This window comes from Tunturiibacter psychrotolerans, assembly GCF_051013365.1.
Classification (GTDB): domain Bacteria; phylum Acidobacteriota; class Terriglobia; order Terriglobales; family Acidobacteriaceae; genus Edaphobacter; species Edaphobacter psychrotolerans_A.
In genome coordinates, this window is sequence record NZ_CP132941.1 from 1,403,609 (window position 1) to 1,421,389 (window position 17,781).

General features: G+C 56.2%; 15 protein-coding genes. 9 read left to right on the plus strand and 6 right to left on the minus strand.

The features are described 5' to 3' along the window. Positions 1-54: 54 nt before the first annotated feature. Positions 55-300 (minus strand): allantoinase, encoded by a 246-nt coding sequence (locus RBB76_RS05735; RefSeq protein WP_429628366.1) that lies wholly within the window; start codon positions 298-300, stop codon positions 55-57. 39 nt (positions 301-339) lie between these two features. Between RBB76_RS05735 and trxB the strand changes: the two genes are divergently transcribed. Beyond that, positions 340-1,293: a thioredoxin-disulfide reductase gene (gene trxB, locus RBB76_RS05740; protein WP_429628365.1), complete on the plus strand. Its 954-nt coding sequence runs from the start codon at positions 340-342 to the stop codon at positions 1,291-1,293. A gap of 155 nt (positions 1,294-1,448) precedes the next feature. Continuing rightward, entirely contained in the window at positions 1,449-2,162 is a 714-nt protein-coding gene (locus RBB76_RS05745; protein ID WP_429628364.1) for a hypothetical protein, read from the plus strand. Between the two features lie 21 nt (positions 2,163-2,183). On the opposite strand, the gene RBB76_RS05750 is transcribed toward RBB76_RS05745, so the two are convergent. Next, on the minus strand, positions 2,184-2,831 hold the full coding sequence (locus RBB76_RS05750; protein WP_429628363.1) for a TetR/AcrR family transcriptional regulator: 648 nt from the start codon (positions 2,829-2,831) through the stop codon (positions 2,184-2,186). Positions 2,832-2,943: 112 nt separating this feature from the next. Between RBB76_RS05750 and RBB76_RS05755 the strand changes: the two genes are divergently transcribed. Beyond that, positions 2,944-3,825 carry an NmrA family NAD(P)-binding protein gene (locus RBB76_RS05755; protein WP_429628362.1) on the plus strand — a complete coding sequence of 294 codons (882 nt, stop codon included), beginning with the start codon at positions 2,944-2,946 and terminating at the stop codon, positions 3,823-3,825. 56 nt (positions 3,826-3,881) lie between these two features. Further along, entirely contained in the window at positions 3,882-4,292 is a 411-nt protein-coding gene (locus RBB76_RS05760) for a hypothetical protein (protein ID WP_429628361.1), read from the plus strand. Between the two features lie 16 nt (positions 4,293-4,308). Here the strand turns inward: RBB76_RS05760 and RBB76_RS05765 are convergent, their stop codons facing one another. After that, a complete protein-coding gene (locus RBB76_RS05765; RefSeq protein WP_429628360.1) occupies positions 4,309-5,274 on the minus strand; it encodes a GNAT family N-acetyltransferase in 966 nt (321 codons plus the stop codon). 155 nt (positions 5,275-5,429) lie between these two features. On the opposite strand from RBB76_RS05765, the gene RBB76_RS05770 reads away from it, so the two are divergent. From RBB76_RS05770 to RBB76_RS05780, 3 genes are read left to right on the plus strand one after another with little or no spacing between them, the layout of a single operon-like run. After that, positions 5,430-5,777 carry a PadR family transcriptional regulator gene (locus RBB76_RS05770; RefSeq protein WP_429628359.1) on the plus strand — a complete coding sequence of 116 codons (348 nt, stop codon included), beginning with the start codon at positions 5,430-5,432 and terminating at the stop codon, positions 5,775-5,777. After that, on the plus strand, positions 5,774-6,265 hold the full coding sequence (locus RBB76_RS05775; protein ID WP_429628358.1) for a hypothetical protein: 492 nt from the start codon (positions 5,774-5,776) through the stop codon (positions 6,263-6,265). Before RBB76_RS05770 ends, RBB76_RS05775 begins: the two co-directional genes overlap by 4 nt. Positions 6,266-6,291: 26 nt before the next feature. Further along, positions 6,292-7,596 carry an alpha/beta fold hydrolase gene (locus RBB76_RS05780; RefSeq protein WP_429628357.1) on the plus strand — a complete coding sequence of 435 codons (1,305 nt, stop codon included), beginning with the start codon at positions 6,292-6,294 and terminating at the stop codon, positions 7,594-7,596. A gap of 441 nt (positions 7,597-8,037) precedes the next feature. Here the strand turns inward: RBB76_RS05780 and RBB76_RS05785 are convergent, their stop codons facing one another. Continuing rightward, positions 8,038-8,367: a DMT family protein gene (locus tag RBB76_RS05785; RefSeq protein ID WP_183972649.1), complete on the minus strand. Its 330-nt coding sequence runs from the start codon at positions 8,365-8,367 to the stop codon at positions 8,038-8,040. Between the two features lie 58 nt (positions 8,368-8,425). Here RBB76_RS05785 and RBB76_RS05790 point away from each other — a divergent pair, with 58 nt between their 5' ends. Both RBB76_RS05790 and RBB76_RS05795 read left to right on the plus strand, forming a co-directional pair. Continuing rightward, positions 8,426-9,124, plus strand: a complete 699-nt coding sequence (locus RBB76_RS05790) for a YggS family pyridoxal phosphate-dependent enzyme (RefSeq protein WP_429628356.1) — start codon at positions 8,426-8,428, stop codon at positions 9,122-9,124. Beyond that, the gene (locus RBB76_RS05795; protein ID WP_429628355.1) at positions 9,121-10,536 is read left to right on the plus strand and encodes an APC family permease; all 1,416 of its coding nucleotides are present in this window, start codon (positions 9,121-9,123) and stop codon (positions 10,534-10,536) included. The genes RBB76_RS05790 and RBB76_RS05795 overlap by 4 nt, the downstream gene beginning before the upstream one ends. 131 nt (positions 10,537-10,667) lie before the next feature. Here the strand turns inward: RBB76_RS05795 and RBB76_RS05800 are convergent, their stop codons facing one another. Beyond that, a complete protein-coding gene (locus RBB76_RS05800; RefSeq protein ID WP_429628354.1) occupies positions 10,668-11,255 on the minus strand; it encodes an outer membrane beta-barrel protein in 588 nt (195 codons plus the stop codon). A 7-nt stretch (positions 11,256-11,262) separates the two neighbouring features. Next, positions 11,263-17,706, minus strand: coding sequence for an Ig-like domain repeat protein (locus RBB76_RS05805; RefSeq protein ID WP_429628353.1), 6,444 nt, complete (start codon positions 17,704-17,706; stop codon positions 11,263-11,265). Positions 17,707-17,781 lie beyond the last annotated feature (75 nt).

Sequence of the window (17,781 nt, forward strand, 5' to 3'; positions counted from 1 at the left end):
TCGTCAGGAGAGTCACGTTACGAACGGTTGTCCTATTTTCGGACACTACTGCGGCTAGATCTCCGGATAAAAATCAAAGAACGCGTCGATACTCATTCGCAGCTGCGCCTCAATCTCCTCCCGGCTGCCTTCCAGCACATGCAGCGTCACATGTGCCTCCTTGCCGTTCTTCAGGGTTACGGGCGCTTCGCCCACCGATGCGATTTCATCCGCAGGTAACAGTCTCATTCCATACACTAAGGTCAGATTTGCCATAGCCTCAATTCTTTCACCAAACGCGCCCAAAAGGCCGGTTTGCATCTTTTCGCTCGCTGGCGCATTTACACTAAGAGAGCTTATATGCCCGAAAACATCACGCACGACACTGTCATCCTCGGTTCCGGGTGCGCCGGACTCACCGCCGCCATCTACACTGGCCGCGCCAACCTCAAACCCCTCGTCCTCGAAGGCCACGAGCCCGGAGGCCAGCTCTCCATCACCACGCTCGTCGAAAACTTCCCCGGATGGCCCGAGGGTGTTCAAGGCCCCGACCTCATCGAGAACATGAAGAAGCAGGCTGTCCGCTTCGGAGCAGAGCTGCGCCTCGCCCACCTCAACTCCATCGATCTCTCCAAACGTCCCTTCGCCCTCAACCTCGGCAAGGAGACCATCCACGCCCGCACTCTCATCATCGCCTCGGGCGCCAGCGCACGCTGGTTGAACCTTCCCTCCGAGCAGGCTCTCATAGGCCACGGCGTCACCTCCTGCGCCACCTGCGACGGCTTCTTCGCCTCGGGCAAAGAGATCGCCGTCATCGGCGGCGGCGACACCGCGATGGAAGAGGCTCTCTTCCTCACCCGCTTCGCTACCAAGGTCACCATCATCAACCGAAGCGAAAAGTTCCGCGCCTCCAAGATCATGCTTGAGCGCGCCATGGCTCATCCCAAGGTGCAGTTCCTCTCCAACACCGTCGTCGAAGAGGTGCTAGGCGTAGAGGACAAGGACGTCAAGGGCCTCCGCGTCAAAAACAAAGTCTCCAACGAAGCATACGTCCTCCCCGTCTCCTTCATGTTCCTCGCCATCGGCCACATCCCCAACGCCGAAGCCTTCAGGGGCATGCTCGACCTCGACTCCGAGGGCTACATCCTCACCCGCAACAACGTCTTCACCACCCTCAACGGCGAAATCCTCCCCGGCGTCTTCGCCTGCGGAGACATCCAGGACCGCCGCTACCGCCAGGCCATCACCGCCGCCGGCTCTGGCTGCATGGCCGCTCTCGAGGTCGAAAAGTACCTCGAAGAACACGGTCGCTAAGCTCAACACTTGGGACGAGCTGCCGATGACTTTGACCGCGACCAACGGAAGCGCCGGCCGAAGGCGGTATACCCGTCACGAAGTGACCGCCCCACGCGCAGTGGGAGGCAGTGGGAAATTGACGCACCCTCGCCACCCCTGCGAGACTCACCCATATGCAATACAGCGGCAAGGTTGAATACGCTCAGCAGCGGAAGATCCGCGAACGCAACACTGCTCTCTACCGTCTCGCACACTGGCCGATCTGGATCTGGGTCTTCTTTCTCGCCCCCGGCCCTCTCACCTTCTCGCTGTTCGCCCGCGGCTTCGGACGCGGCAACCTCACCTGGTTGATCGCGGTCCTCTGCGGCACAGGCATCGCAGCCCTACGCGGCAGCCTCCCCGGCTCCGAACCCCGCCCCTACATCCTCCGCTTCGACGAGGACAAGCCGAATCCCCTCTACCGACGAGTCTGCTACACGTTCGCCTGGAACGCCGTCCTCAGCTTCGCACTCCTGAACCTCACCGGCCTCCTCATCGCAGCGGCAACCGGCACCTGGTACATGAAGCAGATCTACACCTACGCCTACTTCCCTCTCTGCGCGACGATCCTGCTCCTGGGCGTGCTCGGCGTACTCCCGCGCGTCAGGCCCTCCACCAAAGGAGAAGGCACAGAGCGCCGCTACTTCTACGGCTCTGTCTGGGCCGTCACCATCTCGCAGGCGCTCCTCCTGGCATTTTGGAAGACTCTCCCCGCGACCCGCACCGCAAGCCTGACAAAGCTCATCATCTTCGCCGCTTCCCTTCTGCTCATGGGACTAGCCGCCTATCGCGGCACTCTCCCCCGCACCCGCCCCATCATCCCCGGCGAACTCATGGTCGCCGACTGAAGTTCACCACCAACAAGCGCATTAACGAACAGAGAGCTTCTTCGCGCCACCCACCCGTGCCTTCGCGACTGCCTCTGTCTTCGCAACCGGCACAGACAGAAGAGCTCTGATCACCCCATGTGCATTGCTCAGAATGGCGCTCGCCGCCGCCTTGGTCGGTGCAAGATTAGCCATCGTCACTGCTCCAACCATCGTGCTCACAACACCACCAGCAACCGCAAGCGCCTCCACCGTGCTCACATGTGTCACTCGATCCGCAATAAATTCCACCATCCGCTGATAACCACTGAACGCAACCGCCCGCACCTCCGGCACACAGTGGCTTAGCTCCCCACCATTCATCGACAACGGACAAAGAAACGTGTCCCCCTCTTGCCGCGACTGGTTCAAATAAAGCGTCACAACAATCTCCAGCGCTTCGTCCGCCGACTTCCCTGCCGTCTTAGCCGCGAACATCTCCATCAGGTGATCAAACGCCGCAGAGTTCGCCTCACAAATAAGCTGTTCCTTCGACTCAAAGTGGCGATAAAAACCACCCGGCGTCAGGCCCGCGGCAGCCATAATGTCGCGCATCCCCACCGACTCCAGCCCCTTCTCCAAAAACATCTTCGAAGCTGTCGAGACGATTCGTTCTCTCGTCTCCGCCGCTTCACTTCGAGACTTGCGCATCGTTCTTACCTCATAAAAAAACATGCATCATTTAGATGACAACTGTTATCTAAAGGTTCAGATGGGACGAAATCCTCCCATCAAGCAGCCTAACCGCTGCAAAGGAGATGTAATGAGCGAATCAAAGATACTAGTAACCGGAGCGACCGGAAAAACCGGCAAAGATACCGTCAAATTCCTCCTCGAGCGTGGCCAAGCCGTACGCGCCATGGTGCGAACCAACGACGATCGTTCCGAAGCGCTTCGCAAGCAGGGCGCCGAGATCGTCCTTGGAGACCTCCGAAACTTCGAATCTGTCCGTGCTGCTCTCGAAGGCACTCGCAGTGCCTACTTCGTCTTCCCCATCGAGCCCGGCATCCTCGAAGGAACTGCATACTTCGCCCAGGCAGCCAAAGAAGCTGGCGTCCAGGCCATCGTAAACATGTCGCAGGCATCTGCCCGCCGCGAAGCAACCAGTCACGCCGCTCAAAATCACTGGCTCTCCGAAAGAGTCTTCGATTGGTCCGGCGTCCCCACCGTCCACCTTCGCTCCACCCTCTTCGCTGAGTGGGTCCTCTACTGGCGCGGCTTCATCAAAGCGGCAGGCATCCTTCCGCTGCCCTTCACTAAAGGCCGCGTCGCCCTCGTCGCTGCCGAAGATCAGGCGCGCGTCATCGCCAACATCCTCATCGCGCCCGCAGACCACGTCGGCAAAATCTATCCCCTCGTCGGCGCCAAAGAATACACCTTCCCTGAGATAGCCGAAGAGATCGGCCACGTCATCGGCAAGCCGGTTCGCTATCAACTCACCGACGCCCCCACGCTCGCAAAACTCGCAAAGGAAAACGGCACAAACCTCGGTGACTTCTTCTGGCAGCACCTCAACGAGATCGCCATCGACTTCCAGAACGGAATCTTTGCCGGCACCAACGACCTCGTCGAAAAAATCGGCGGTCAACCACCCATCAGCCTCCCCGCCTTCATCGCAAAGCACCGCGCGGAGTTGATCGCCTAACCGCGATCAGCTCCACTCCTTCCATTCACGCATCCATCCGTTTCACGGAGCAGCCCATGAACACACTAGCCCGCATGTTTGCCCTCTCTCTCCTACTCATTCCAGTTTCCTCGCAGGCACAGACCCCGAAACCCTCGCCTCTCCCACTCACCCCCACCAACAGAATCCTCGCCATCGGCAGGTTCAACGCACCTCCCACACCCGACCAGTTCAAACTCCTCTCCTCGCAAGAGGTACCCGACACCCTGCGCCTCTTCCTCGCAGGCAAAATCGACCAGTGGTACTCCATTCAAAATGACAACGGCGTCGTCTTCATCCTCAACGCATCCACCGTCGAAGAGGCCCACACCATGCTCGAAGCTCTCCCCCTCGGCCAGGCAAAGCTGATGACCTTCCAACTTATCCCTCTCGGCCCACTCAGTCCGCTAGCTCTCCTCCTGCCCAAATCCGACAAACCAGCTCAGTAATTGTGCTCGCAAGCCCCTAACGCCAATCGTCGATCACAAAAGCATCAGCCCGATTGAATCCCTCCAGATGCGGGCGTTGCATCGCGACACCCTGCATCGCCACTCTATATCCGCGAGCACGCAGACACCGATACGCGTCTTCGCGAGCCATGTTCACACCAGCCTCTACGGTCGCTCCACGCGAAGATGCGAATGCCTCACAAGCCTCCAGCAATCTGTCGAATCGTTCCGCCGCGCCGACACCTCCTCGCGCCGCCCCGAACTTGACATAGCATGTCTTCTCGCCACCCTCCGATCCCGCTCCATGCAGACACACTGCAAAACCATCCAACGCATTGCGTGTATACGTCAACACGACATCGCCCGTACGCTGCGCAAGCACAGAGCGAATCTCACCACCAAGGTCAAGCCCCTTATCAATCTTGTGTGTAAGCTTCCCGCACGCCTCGATAGCACTCTCCCGCTCGCTCTTTTTCAGCGCCGACAGCAGCATCGGCGCCTTCGCGTACACCGATCGAGCCTCATCCGGAGCGAGCGTCATCACCCCGGTAAGATAGCGCGGCCAATAGCCGAACTTTTGATACAGTCCGACATGCTTCGCGCTCTGCGCAAAGGTATACAGCCCGGTATGCCGCACACCCCATCGATCGAACGTCGTCATCGTGGCTTCCATCAGACGCTGCCCCACGCCGCGATCCCAGTACTCCGGCTGCACCGTCAAAGGCCCGAAGAACCCAAACGATCCCCAACGCGTAATGACATTCGACCCCACCAGCCGATCACCGTCCCGCGCCGCAACCACTTTGACGTTGCTCGAGCGCCAGCGTGGCGTCATGTAGTGACGGTCCCCCATAAAATCCGACGGATTCGGCAGTCCAAAAAACGTTCCGAATGCCAGCCTGACAATACGGTCAGCCTCTCCTAGCTCACTCTCCTTCAGTGGACCAACTTTTATCGATGAAATGGACTGATTCGTCGGCACGGTTTACACCTCCTTCGGCTGGTTCTCCTTGAATGCAACCAGTCACCTTGAATGTGGGCCAGCCAAGTCTAATCGCCTTCGCTCGTCTCCTGGCGAACCTTGGGCCCAAAAAAACTTGCGGCATAGTCGGAATCTGATATAGTCGGATTCCGACTATGAAAGCCGATTCCAGCCCGCCTCTCGCCCCCGCCATGCTGCACATCCTTCTGGCACTTGCCGCCGAGGACCTCCACGGCTACGGCATCATCCAGGAGATCTCGCGCCAATCCCACGGACATTACAAACTTGGCCCCGGCACCCTCTACGACAATCTCAAAAGACTCATGGACCAGAAGCTCGTCATCGACGCGCCCAAATCCTCTCTCTGCAATGACGAAACCCGCCGTCTCTACCGCCTCACCGCTCAAGGCCGTACCGTGCTCTCCGCAGAGATCGACCGCCTGCACAGTGTCGTACAAGAGGCCCGGCTGAGGCTCAACGAAAAGAGGCCACGCCGAGTATGAACCCTCCCCTCCGTGCCCTCTATCGCTCCATCCTTCATCTCCACCCGCCTGCCTTTCGAGATCGCTTCGGCGAAGAGATGCTTTGGATCTTTGACCAGCAGACCCGCGAAGGTCGTTCCCTCCAACTCCTCATCGACATCCTGCGTTCGCTCCTCGTTCAACAGATCGACACTCAACTTCACCCCCAGCCACAGCCTTCCGGCTTCTACTCCGAAATCTCTTCGACACCACCCCTGCGTCGAATCGTCCATGCAGCGATCCTCTCCATCGTCACCGTATTAACCCTCACCCATCTGTCCGGCTCGCAAGGTCCGCAACCAAGACTCTCCGACTCCCCCTTGGTCTCCTCCTCCAGAATTCATCACAGCTTCACCTACTGGCATCTCTATCGAATCGAAGGCTACCCCGCTATTGCCCTCAACATCACCAACTCCTCGTCGGAAAGATCTCTCTCAGCCCGCAACCCACAATCCGGAGAACCCAGATGAGAAGACCCCGTATGAGAAGACCCCAGATGAAGCAACTGGCCCTGAAACTCCTCGCCCTCTTCACCATCGCTCTCTCTGCTGCAACCCACCTTCATGCTCAGAGCCCTGTCGGATCCTGGCAAGCCACACTGCCTGCCGACTCGCACAAGCTCCGCATCATATTGAAGATCGACAAGAGCGAGACGAACGGCACCTCCGATACCTGGAAGGGGACGCTTTACAGCATCGACCAGTCGCACAAAGGCTACCCCGCTACCAGCCTCAACATCACAGGCGCTCTCATCAAATTCACCATCGACGACTTCCACGCGTCGTATGAAGGAACGATCTCTCCAGACGGGAACTCCATCACTGGAACCTTTACGCAGGGCAAATCCGTACCCCTCACCTTCGACCGTGCCACCGAAGCCACCGCATGGCCGACCGACTCCACGCCGCACAAGGTCCAGTTCGTTCCCGTTCAGGAAAACGTCAAGCTCGAAGTACTCGACTGGGGAGGCACCGGCCGCCCACTCGTCCTGCTTAGCGGTCTGGGCAACGACGCCCACGTCTACGACAACTTCGCGCTCAAGCTAACTCCGAACTATCACGTCTACGGAATCACCCGCCGCGGCTTCGGTGCCTCAAGCGCGCCGTCACCCACCGTAGCCAACTACAACGCTGACCGCCTCGGCGACGACGTCCTCGCCGTCATCTCTGCTCTCAACCTAAACCACCCCGTCGTCGCGGGCCACTCCATCGCCGGCGAAGAGTTGAGCTCCATCGGAAGCCGCCACCCGGAAAAAGTCGCCGGACTCATCTACCTCGATGCAGCCTTCCCATACGCCTTCTACAACCACGCCATCACCGATTGGATCTTGGACATGGTTGATGTTCGGAATCAGATTAACGCGATGGAGGCAGGCGCGGTCCTTGAGCCTAAAGTTGTGGACAATATGTTGATCAGCCTCGCCCAACTCGAAAAAGATATGCAGGATACGAAAAAGGAGTTGGCGATGATGAAGCCTCCTTATCCACCGCCGCCTCCGCCAATTGGCTTGGCAATCATGTTCGGTCAGCAAAAATACACGCAGATCCACGCTCCCATCCTCTCCATCGTGGCGTGCCCGCATGACTTCGGCGATGACGTCCACGCCACTCCCGAAGGCAAAGCAGCGATCGTAAAAGAAGACGAGGCTCGCTGCACGGCTCAGGCGGACGCATTCCAGTCTGGAATACCATCCGCCCATGTTGTTCGCCTGCGAAACGCCGACCACTACGTCTTCCGCTCGAACGAAGCCGACACCCTCCGTGAGATGAACGCATTCATCGCCACCCTGCCGAAAGATTGAGGCACCCACAAATATAAAATCCGCAGGTTATGCTGAAGGAACCGAGTTCCGTTCCTCCATGCCCTCCAGATCGTCCGCCGCTTTGTGAACGATCGCGATAGCTTCATTCAGGAGCTATACGACGAGTCACCCTCATTCGGCGCTCCGTCCCTGTTTAAATACGGCCACAATTAACTGCGTATTTGTCTGTCAAGCCCCGAATTCCCATTACCCCTTTCAAAACAACAACATGCCGTTGGCACATCAGTTATATCTAACCCGATATACTGGATATATCTCTTGAAAGGACTTAGCCCCGAGCATTCGCCGGGGCTAAGTCCTTTCAGGAGACGAATTTGGACGTAACCCCTTTATTGTGACGAATTTACAGGCAGTCATCCCCCTTAAACTATTGCATAGAAAGGGCTTACGCGCAGGCAACAGGGAGGGGGGGTACCCCACCTAAAACTTGTGAAACATAAAGAAGGCACCAGCCACCAGACAGCCGAACGCAGCAAAGTGGTTCCAGTGAAGCTTGTCCCCAAAGTAAAAGGTCGAAAAGACACCGAACACAGTCAGCGTAATCACCTCCTGAATCACCTTGAGCTGGTCCGGACTGAAGGTCTTCGACCCGATCCGATTGGCCGGCACCTGCAGACAGTATTCAAAGAACGCAATGCCCCAACTGACCACAATGACCTTCCAAAGCGGCACCTCCTTGAACTTCAGGTGCCCATACCAGGCAAAGGTCATAAAGATGTTCGAGCCGATCAGCAAAAAAATAGTCCACATAGTTCGTTTCAATCTCCATGCAATCAAATGGGAAGCTGAACGATAAGATGCAAAGAGCATGACCATCGCCGGTAACCTAGCTCAACTCCAACAACAGATCCACGAAGCCTGTCGCCGAGCCAACCGCTCCGACAGCGAAGTAGCCCTGATGGCCGTCACCAAGGTCCATCCAGTCGAGGTGATCCTGGAAGCCTACGCAGCCGGCCACCGCCTCTTCGGCGAGAACCGGGTACAGGAGTTTCAGGAAAAATCCCAGCATCTCACCGCCCTGAACGACGCAAAGTTCCACCTCATCGGTCCGCTGCAGTCAAACAAAACAGCCCGCGCCGCAGAGTTGTTCCACGCAATCGACGCGGTAGACTCGCTGAAGATCGCCCAGCGGCTCGACGCAGCCGCCAAAGCACTAGGAAAGAAGCTGCCCGTCTTAGTCGAGGTAAAGCTAAGCCACGAAGAGTCCAAACACGGCCTCGACCCAGCAGAACTACCCGATCTACTCGCCGCACTGGAACCGCTCGAGTCGATCCAGGCCGTAGGCCTGATGACGGTTCCCCCCTGGTCCGAGGACGCGGAACTTGCCCGGCCTTACTTTCGCGACCTTCGCAAATTGAGGGACCAGTCGCTCGCCAACTTCCCAAAGCTGACGCAGTTATCGATGGGAATGTCGAATGACTTCCGGATAGCGATCGAAGAGGGCAGCACCTGCGTCCGCATCGGAACCTCCATCTTCGGCAAGCGGATCATGGCAAGCGCCGGATGAACTCCGAGCCCCAGCCACCTGAGCTCCATCGCGGCCTGTCGACCGGTGCTGCACTCAGCCTCAACGTCATCGACATGGTCGGAGTAGGTCCGTTCGTCACCCTGCCCCTGATCGTCGGAGTGATGGGCGGCCCTCAGGCAATCCTCGGATGGATCATGGGTGCCGCCTTGTCCCTCTGCGACGGCCTGATCTGGAGCGAACTAGGCACCGCCTATCCAGAGGCCGGAGGTTCCTATGCCTACCTGAAACATCTGTACGGCGAAAAGACCTGGGGGCGGGCATTTTCGTTCCTTTACGCCTGGCAGGTCCTGTTCAGTGCACCGCTCTCGATCGCTTCAGGATGCATCGGATTCGCGCAATACATCTCGTTCTTTCTTCCAAACGCCAGCCGTCCATTCGCATCCTCGTCGTTTCTAGGAGTGCCCATCGTACTGAGCGGACAGACGCTCATCGCGATGGCGGCGTGCGCAATCGCGATGCTGGTTCTCCACCGAAGTATCATCGCAATCGGTCGAATCGCACGCTGGCTTGGGATGGCTGTCGGTCTCACGCTGGTATTGGTTATCGTCGCGGGATTCACGCACTTCAACGCTCATCTGGCTTTCGACTTCCCGGCCGGCGCCTTTCATCTCAACGCGGCATTCTTCGCCGGACTTGGCGCTGGAATGCTGATCTCTGCCTACGACTATTGGGGCTATTACGGTGTTTGCTTCGTGGGAGCCGAGGTCCGCGATCCCCAACGGACGATTCCGCGCGCGGTCCTGGGCTCAATCGGCGTGGTCGCAACGCTCTATGTGCTGATGAACATAAGCGTTCTTGGCGTGCTCCCATGGCGAGAGATGGCACAGAGCAGCGACAGCCATGCCCGCATGTTCACCATGGCCGTCTTCATGGAAAAACTATATGGACATGCCGCTGCGGGAGTGATTGTCGTACTCATCGCCCTCGCAGCCCTTGCCTCCGTATTTGCGTTATTACTCGGATATTCGCGAATTCCCTTTGCAGCCGCACGGGACAGCAATTTCCCCCCGTGGTTTGGAGTTCTTCACCCGAAACATCGAGCTCCACTGCATTCCCTGTTGACGCTCGGCGGCATAACACTGGTCTGCTGCATTTTTAGGCTGCAGGAGGTCATTACAACCCTCGTAGTGGTCCGCATTTTGTTCCAATTTCTCCTGCAGGGACTAGCCGCACTGCTACCCCGGCATCGCAGCGAGCGCAAGACACGAGGATTTCGGATGCCGCTTTATCCGCTGCCTATACTGCTAGCGCTGAGCGGATTCGTCTTCATTCTTTTTTCGCGACCTAACTTCCTGCGAGATATACGTACTGCCGGGCTGATCCTGGCAGCAGGCTCCGTTGTGTATGCGTTGCGCCACAAAAGGATCCGGAGCGCTTCCGAAACGAGTTGACATCGACGACAAACGTGATTGATCAAAGTCTACAAACCAACGGTTCGATAGTGGGCAACCAGAGAAGGATGAGGAAAGAGCAGACGCATAACAGAATTGCTAGAATGAATTAGAGCTGATATTCGATCAGACTACTTGAAGCCAAAGTTATAGATAACACCAGTGCTTACTCGTATGTTGTTTTGGCGGTCGTTCTTAGCGTTGGGAATCTGGGTGTAGACATAGTCAAATTGACCAAGGGTCACGCCCCACCTTCGCTTTAGTTGTGTACTTACGCCTCCTCCTGCCGCCAAGCCGAATGAGTTACGGTTTATTGTGAACTGAAAGTTCACGTCCTCCGCCGCTCCTCCAAATAATGCTTCACCATACGGAACGAAACGGCTGGAATTGCGCCGAGTGTACCGCGCACCGAACAGATAGTTGACAATGGTGATGTCCTGCGACGTGTTGTTTACCTGATTAGCGTGGGCCACGGCGATATCCGCTAAGGCAGCCCATCTCGCGGTCACGTTCATAAGTACTGTTCCACTTCCTCCATTGAGCGAGAAGCAGCCGCATTGGCCCGGAGGTGCGTTCGCGTGGAAGTAGTTATAGTTGGCGCCGATTTCGAATCGAGGTATGTCGTCGTGGAACCCGCCCATGGATATCGCCTGGGCATGGAGAACGCCGGATAGAACGGATAGAAGTGCCATTAGCAGGACGCTTCGAAGATGCATCATCCTTCTCCTACTGAACAATCAAGGTCGCGGTTGCCGCGTGTTGGACTGTACCTTCGACGCCGGTTACAGTGACGGTGTAAGTCGTGGGGGTAAGAGTGAAATACCCGCCTGCGCAGCCACTCAGTGCAGCGATTGGCAGAAGAGAACCGAGAGCCAAGAGAGCTAGCATCAAGGTACGAGGTATCTTCTTTCGCAGCTTCCTCATTGTCCCGAGCCCCAGAAGGCTAAGCATTCCCAGAGCGATCGACAGTTCGTTCTTTGAAGTAGTTCCTTGTGATGGGGAGTTTCGCGCGCTAAGAGAACTGCTGGTTTGTACGCTGAGAACCACTCCCGTGGTACCACTACCTGCGGCAACCGTCGATGGAGTAAAAGTGTAAGTTGAGCCAGCTGGCAATCCAGTGACCGTTACTGTTACCTCATTGAGGAAGGTTGTCGCACTTATGGGAGCGAGGCTAAAGTTGAAGCTCGTCGTCGCGCCCGGAAAAATGTTCTGGCTAGCAGGGCCACTATTAGTGTTCGTGAAGTCTTCCACGGTGTCGTTCGCGGGAGCTGACGTGCTGGGAGCAAAAGTGCCATCCCCAGAATAGACAGCTACGATCTGATGTGCCCCCATTGCCAAATTTGAAGTGAGCAAAGCTGCATTTGCATTCGTGCTGAGTGACACTGCGACGCCCCCGTTTGACGTGAGCGAAGCCGTTCCCAATACGGTCGTACCGTCCAAGAACGTTACCGTGCCCGTTGCGTTAGGACTTGAAGCTGTGACGTTTGCCGTGAACGTAATTCCGGTCTTGATCAGTTGAGCAGGCGTGCTTTCGGTAATAGTGATAGTGGTTGGGATCTTATTGATGACCTGTGTCAACACCGAAGATGTCGAGGAACTATAGTTAGAATCGCCACCAAAAGAAGCTGTGATTGGATGAGATCCGATCGTCAGCGTCGATATAGAAAATGTTGCAACTCCCGACGCATTTAGCGCTCCCGTTCCCAGAATTGTTGAACCATCAAGGAAAGTCACCGCGCCTGTTGCTCCGGAGTGTACGGAGGCAGAGAAAGTTATAAGCTGATTGAACGCCGCGGGATTGGTCGACGAGGTTAGAGTCACCACGGAGGCCGTTTTGCCGACTGTAACAAGAGTAGGCGGCGATGTAGCTGGATTGTCGTTCGCGTCTCCCGAAGTGGCCGCTGTAATGGAATGAACTCCAAGCGGTAGCGACGGAACAGTAAGAGTTGCGACCCCAGCCACAATAGACGCAGTTCCTAGCGGTGTCGTGCCATCGGAGAAGGTCACTGTGCCAGTAACACCTGCTGGGACTTTTTCGGTGATGGTCTCCGGCGTATCGATGGGAAGGTTAGCAGACGAGACGATCGGGGGAGGCAGGATCGGAGTCATCTTACCTACGATCTGGGTGAGATTAGCGGAAGCGGAGTTGTTATTGGTATCTCCGTTGTAGGTGGCCGTGATGGGGTCGTTTCCTGCTGGCAGGGTGGAGGTGGAGATAGTTGCTGCTCCGCTGTTCAGCGTCGAGGTTCCAAGGACAGTCGCACCGTTGGTAAAAGTCACAGTGCCGGTTACGCCAGAGAGAAGCGAGGCGGTAAAGGTCACGGACTGGTTCGCCACTGACGGATTGGCTGAAGAGGTTAGAGTTACAGTCGGGGCGGCCTTAGTCACGATCTGGGTGGTAGTGCCCGTGGCCGGATTGTTGTTGGTATCACCTCCGTAGGAGGCAGTAATCGGGTCGCTGCCGACGGGCAGAGTCGTCGTGGTGATGGTCACGGTCCCGGTCGTCGGGTTCACTGTGCCGGAACCTAGAGTCGTTCCGCCACTGGTAATTGTTATGGTGCCAGTGGTGCCAGGGGGAACCGTCGTCGTAATCGTGACGGGGTTGCCGAATGTGCTCGAACCGGAGGTGGTGACGATGACGGTCGGAGTCGTCTTACCGACAGATTGGACGAGAGTCGCCGCCGCGCTGTTGTAGTTTCCATCGCCATTGTAGGTAGCGGCGATGGTGTCGCTTCCTGTTGGGAGTGTAGAACTGGTCACAGTTGCAACTCCGCCGACCAGCGTCGAGGTGCCCAGAACTGTCGAACCGTTGGTAAAGGTTACAGTTCCAGTGGCACCGGACGGAAGCGTAGCTGTAAAGGTTACAGATTGATTCAATGCAGACGGATTGACAGAAGACGTCAGGTTTACCGTGGGAGTTGCTTTTGTCACAATCTGGGTGGTTGTGCCAGTAGCTGGATTGTCGTTTGTATCGCCACCGTAGGAAGCAGTGATTGGATCACTGCCCACCGGGAGTGTCGTAGTTGTGATCGTTACGGTGCCAGTCGTCGGGTTTATCGTTCCGGAGCCAAGCGTCGTTCCACCGCTGGTGACCGTGATCGTGCCTGTTGTGCCGGGGGGTACAGTCGTCGTAATGGTAACGGGGTTGCCGAAGCTGCTTGAACCGGACGTAGTGACAGTAACCGGTGGGGTAGCTTTGTTAACTGTCTGGGTCAGAGTTGCTGTTGCCGTATTGTTATTTGCATCGCCATTGTAGGTCGCGGCGATCGGGTCAGCACCTATAGGCAGGCTGGAAGTGCTTACGGTCGCTACACCATTGGCCAAAGTTGACGTGCCCAGAGTTGTTGAACCGCTAGTGAAGGTCACGGTGCCGGTTGTGTTCGACGGAAGAGACGCGGTGAAGACGACTGGTTGGTTGGCGGAGGAAGGATTAAGAGACGATGACAAAGTCTCTTTTGGAGAGGCCTTGGCCACGGTCTGTGTGGTTGTGCCAGTGGCGGGATTATTATTTGTGTCGCCTCCATAGGAGGCAGTAATCAGGTCGCTGCCCACTGGAAGAATGGTTGTAGAGACAGTTACTGTTTCACTTGTGGTGTTCACTGTACCAGAACCCAAAGTCGCGCCGCCGCTGGTGATTGTGATCGTGCCGGTTGTGTCCGAAGGAACCGTCGCCGTAATTGTGACCGAACCCCCGTAAATGCTCGGGCCGGAGGTCGTGACAGTCACAGTTGGAGTTGTCTTTGCCTTGCCAACCACCTGGGTGAGACTAGCGGATGCGGAGTTGTTATTGGTATCTCCGTTGTAGGTGGCTGTGATGGGATCGTTTCCTGATGGCAGAGTAGAAGTGGTTACGGTTGCTGAGCCGCTGGCAAGTGTGGCTGTCCCGAGGACAGTCGCACCATTGGTGAAAGTCACAGTGCCGGTTACACCGGAGGGAAGGGAGGCAGTAAAGGTCACAGACTGATTTGCCGTCGACGGATTGGTGGACGAAGTTAGAGTTACAGTCGGGGTGGCCTTTGTCACGGTTTGAGTGGTGGTGCCAGTGGCTGGGTTGTCGTTGGCATCACCTCCGTAGGACGCTGTAATTGGGTCGTTGCCGACGGGCAGAGTCGTCGTGGTGATAGTCACAGTGCCAGTCGTCGGGTTCACTGTGCCGGAGCCGAGAGTCGTTCCGCCGCTGGTAATTGTTATTGTGCCGGTGGTGCCGGGCGGGACCGTCGTTGTAATCGTGACGGGGTTTCCGTAGGTGCTCGAACCAGAGGTCGTGACGACAACCGTCGGGGTCGTCTTATTCACGGTCTGGATTAAAGTGGCTGTAGCCGTGTTGTTATTTGCATCGCCGTTGTAGGTTGCAGTGATCGAGTCAGCACCAATAGGCAAGGTGGAAGTACTTACGGTTGCCACACCATTTGCCAAAGTTGACGTGCCTAGGATGGTTGAACCGTTGGTAAAGGTCACGGTTCCGGTTGTGTTCGATGGAAGAGATGCGGTGAAAACGACTGACTGATTTGTGACCGACGGATTGATCGATGACGACAGCGTCTCGGCAGGAGAGGCTGTCCGCACCGTCTGCGTCGTCGAACCCGTTGCCGGATTGTTATTCGTGTCACCGCCATAGGAAGCGGTGATTGGATCATTCCCAACTGGAAGGACTGTCGTAGTGATGGTTACTGTTCCGGCCGGATTCACGGCGCCGGAGCCAAGAGTCAATCCCCCGCTGGTGATCGTAATGGTGCCAGTTGTGCCCGAGGGAACCGTTGCAGTAATTGCGACCGAACCACCGTAGATGCTTGGGCCGGAGGTGGTAACACTTACGGCTGGAGTCGCCTTATTCACTACCTGGACGAGAACAGCTGAGCTGGTCGAGTTATATTGCGCGGTGATATTGTGCGAGCCGACCGAAAGACTAGACGTCGTGAATGTTGCGGTGGTTCCGGATATGACTCCGCTTCCAATGTTAGTTGAACCGTCGAAGAAGACTATTGTCCCGGTCTTCCCCGCAGGTACGGTTCCAGTGAAGGTGACGGATTGCAAATAAGTTGAAGGATTGAGGGAAGAGCTTAGCAGGACATTAGAAACTGTGGCTGTAACCGTATTTGAGTTGCTAGGATTGTAGTTAGAATCTCCAGCGAAAACGGCGGTGAGTGCGTCGGCACCTACTGGCAGGGCAGTTGTCGTAAGCGTAGCGACTCCGTTCACTAGTTTGGCAGAGCCCAGGGAAGTCGTTCCCGTGAAAAATGTGACAAGCTCATTGTTGGTGGTCGTGGTTGGTGGTCCCACGGTGTAGGGGGCCAGCATAGCTGTCAACACTACGGATTGACCCGGAAAAATTGATGAGAGTGCCGACGACGTCAAGGTGAGCGTTGTATTGACGGGTGCCGCAGTGAGTGGCACTGTGGCAGAGGTGCTGCCTATATAAACAGAGTCGCCAGAGTAACTCGCATCCACATTGTGAATACCACTTCCAAGCGGGAAGACGGCCACATGAGTAAGGGCAGAGGCGACAGACGTTTGTTGAACCTGGCTCAAAGAAACAGCAGCGCGGGGGGTATCTGCGTCTGTTCCAATGAGGTCTGCATTGCCGTCGTTGTTATAGTCTCCGGCATTGACAGCATACGTGAGGGCGAAGCCGCCAATGCCTGGCTCCTGGTAATTTTGGAAGGTTCCGTCGCCATTACCCTGGTAGACGAGAGCGCCGGTACTACCTCCTGCAATAATGTCAGGAATTCCGTCTCCATTTACGTCGGCAAGATGAGGATCTGATGGAATATCCGAAACGTAGGTGGATGTCTGGAAAGCTCCCTGCCCATTTCCAAGAAGGACAAACAGGCTGTTTCCGATATTACTGTTGCCACTACCCGGTCGTGTAATGGAACTCGATACAACGTCTGGAAAGTCGTCGGCGTTTGTGTCGCCGGCGGTAAGGAACTCCCCTATCTGGGTAGCTACGGGAGAGGTCGGAATTTGAAATGTTCCATCACCATTACCGAAGGCAAGGTAGAGGTCTGACAACGAACTGTTTGGCGTCGCTGTATCGACAGCGTAAGCAACATCATCCTTGCCATCCATGTTAAAGTCCGCAACTACTACGCCATGGGCAAGGGCAGGAGTTGAAATAGATACCTTCTCCTGGAGGAATTTGCCAGTGCCGTCGCCAAGGAAAAATGTGACATTCTCTTGTGACTTGTTGGAGAGCGCGATATCCAAAAGACCGTCGTTGTTGAAGTCGCCGATGGCAATGCTCGCGACATCGCCGGTAGGATAGTAGACAGGAGTCTTGAAGGTTCCATCACCGCTACCGAGAATAATAACCAGGCCGCCATTAGTGCCGTCGGAACAGCCAAGCGCAATATCGGTCACCCCGTCACGGTTGAAATCGGCAAGGACAATCTGGAGCGCTTTTCCAACGTTACAACCGGCGTAGTTTACCTTCGGCTGAAAGGTCCCATCTCCATTGCCGAGGAGCACGGAGATCGTCTGTGCGGCATCGCCAGTGACCACATCGAGATTGTTGTCGGTATTAAGATAGGCCGATGCGATGGCGACTGACCGAAGGGTTGTGCCATTACCACCTATCGCGAATGGCTGGTTTTGGACAAATGTCGTTGAGAGCGTCGACACTACAAGATTTTCGGTGCCAAGCAGGCTATTGCTTGTGCTCGTGTCCAGAAACGAGATAGTGCCGCTGGGGCCAGTGTTAAGCGAGCCAAAACCTGCCACAGTTCCAGTAAGACTGTAGTTGCCGATAGATCCCGCTGAGGTCAAAGTCAAGGACGATGCATAAGTACCAGTCACTGAATATGTGACAGTGTTTGATTCGCTGCTTGCGTAAAGATTGTTCGCCCTGAACACCGCTTTGTAGCTGTGATTTCCGATCGGTCCACTGCCGATTTTGACAGAGGCGGTAGCTGCAGGAAAAGTCAATTGAGCGATTCCCAGGGCAGAGTTATTTTCGCAATACTTTGCCGTCGCTTCACAGAAAAGCACTAATCCGGCCGTGATTGGCGAATTTCCTGCCGTCACGGTTGCAGTCAGAATGATTGGAGTCTGATAGGCAACTGAAGTCGCAGAGATTGCCAACGTCGTGACGGTTGCTATTGGGGTGGGGGTTGTTCCAAAGGCCGCGGGCGAGATGACGGATAAGAAGATGAAGAAAAAAAACACTCGCATGCGGCAAAGACTCATAAAAGTCGAGACAGAAAAACAAGGCGAACGGTAAGACAAGCGTGTCATAGGATTCCCCTT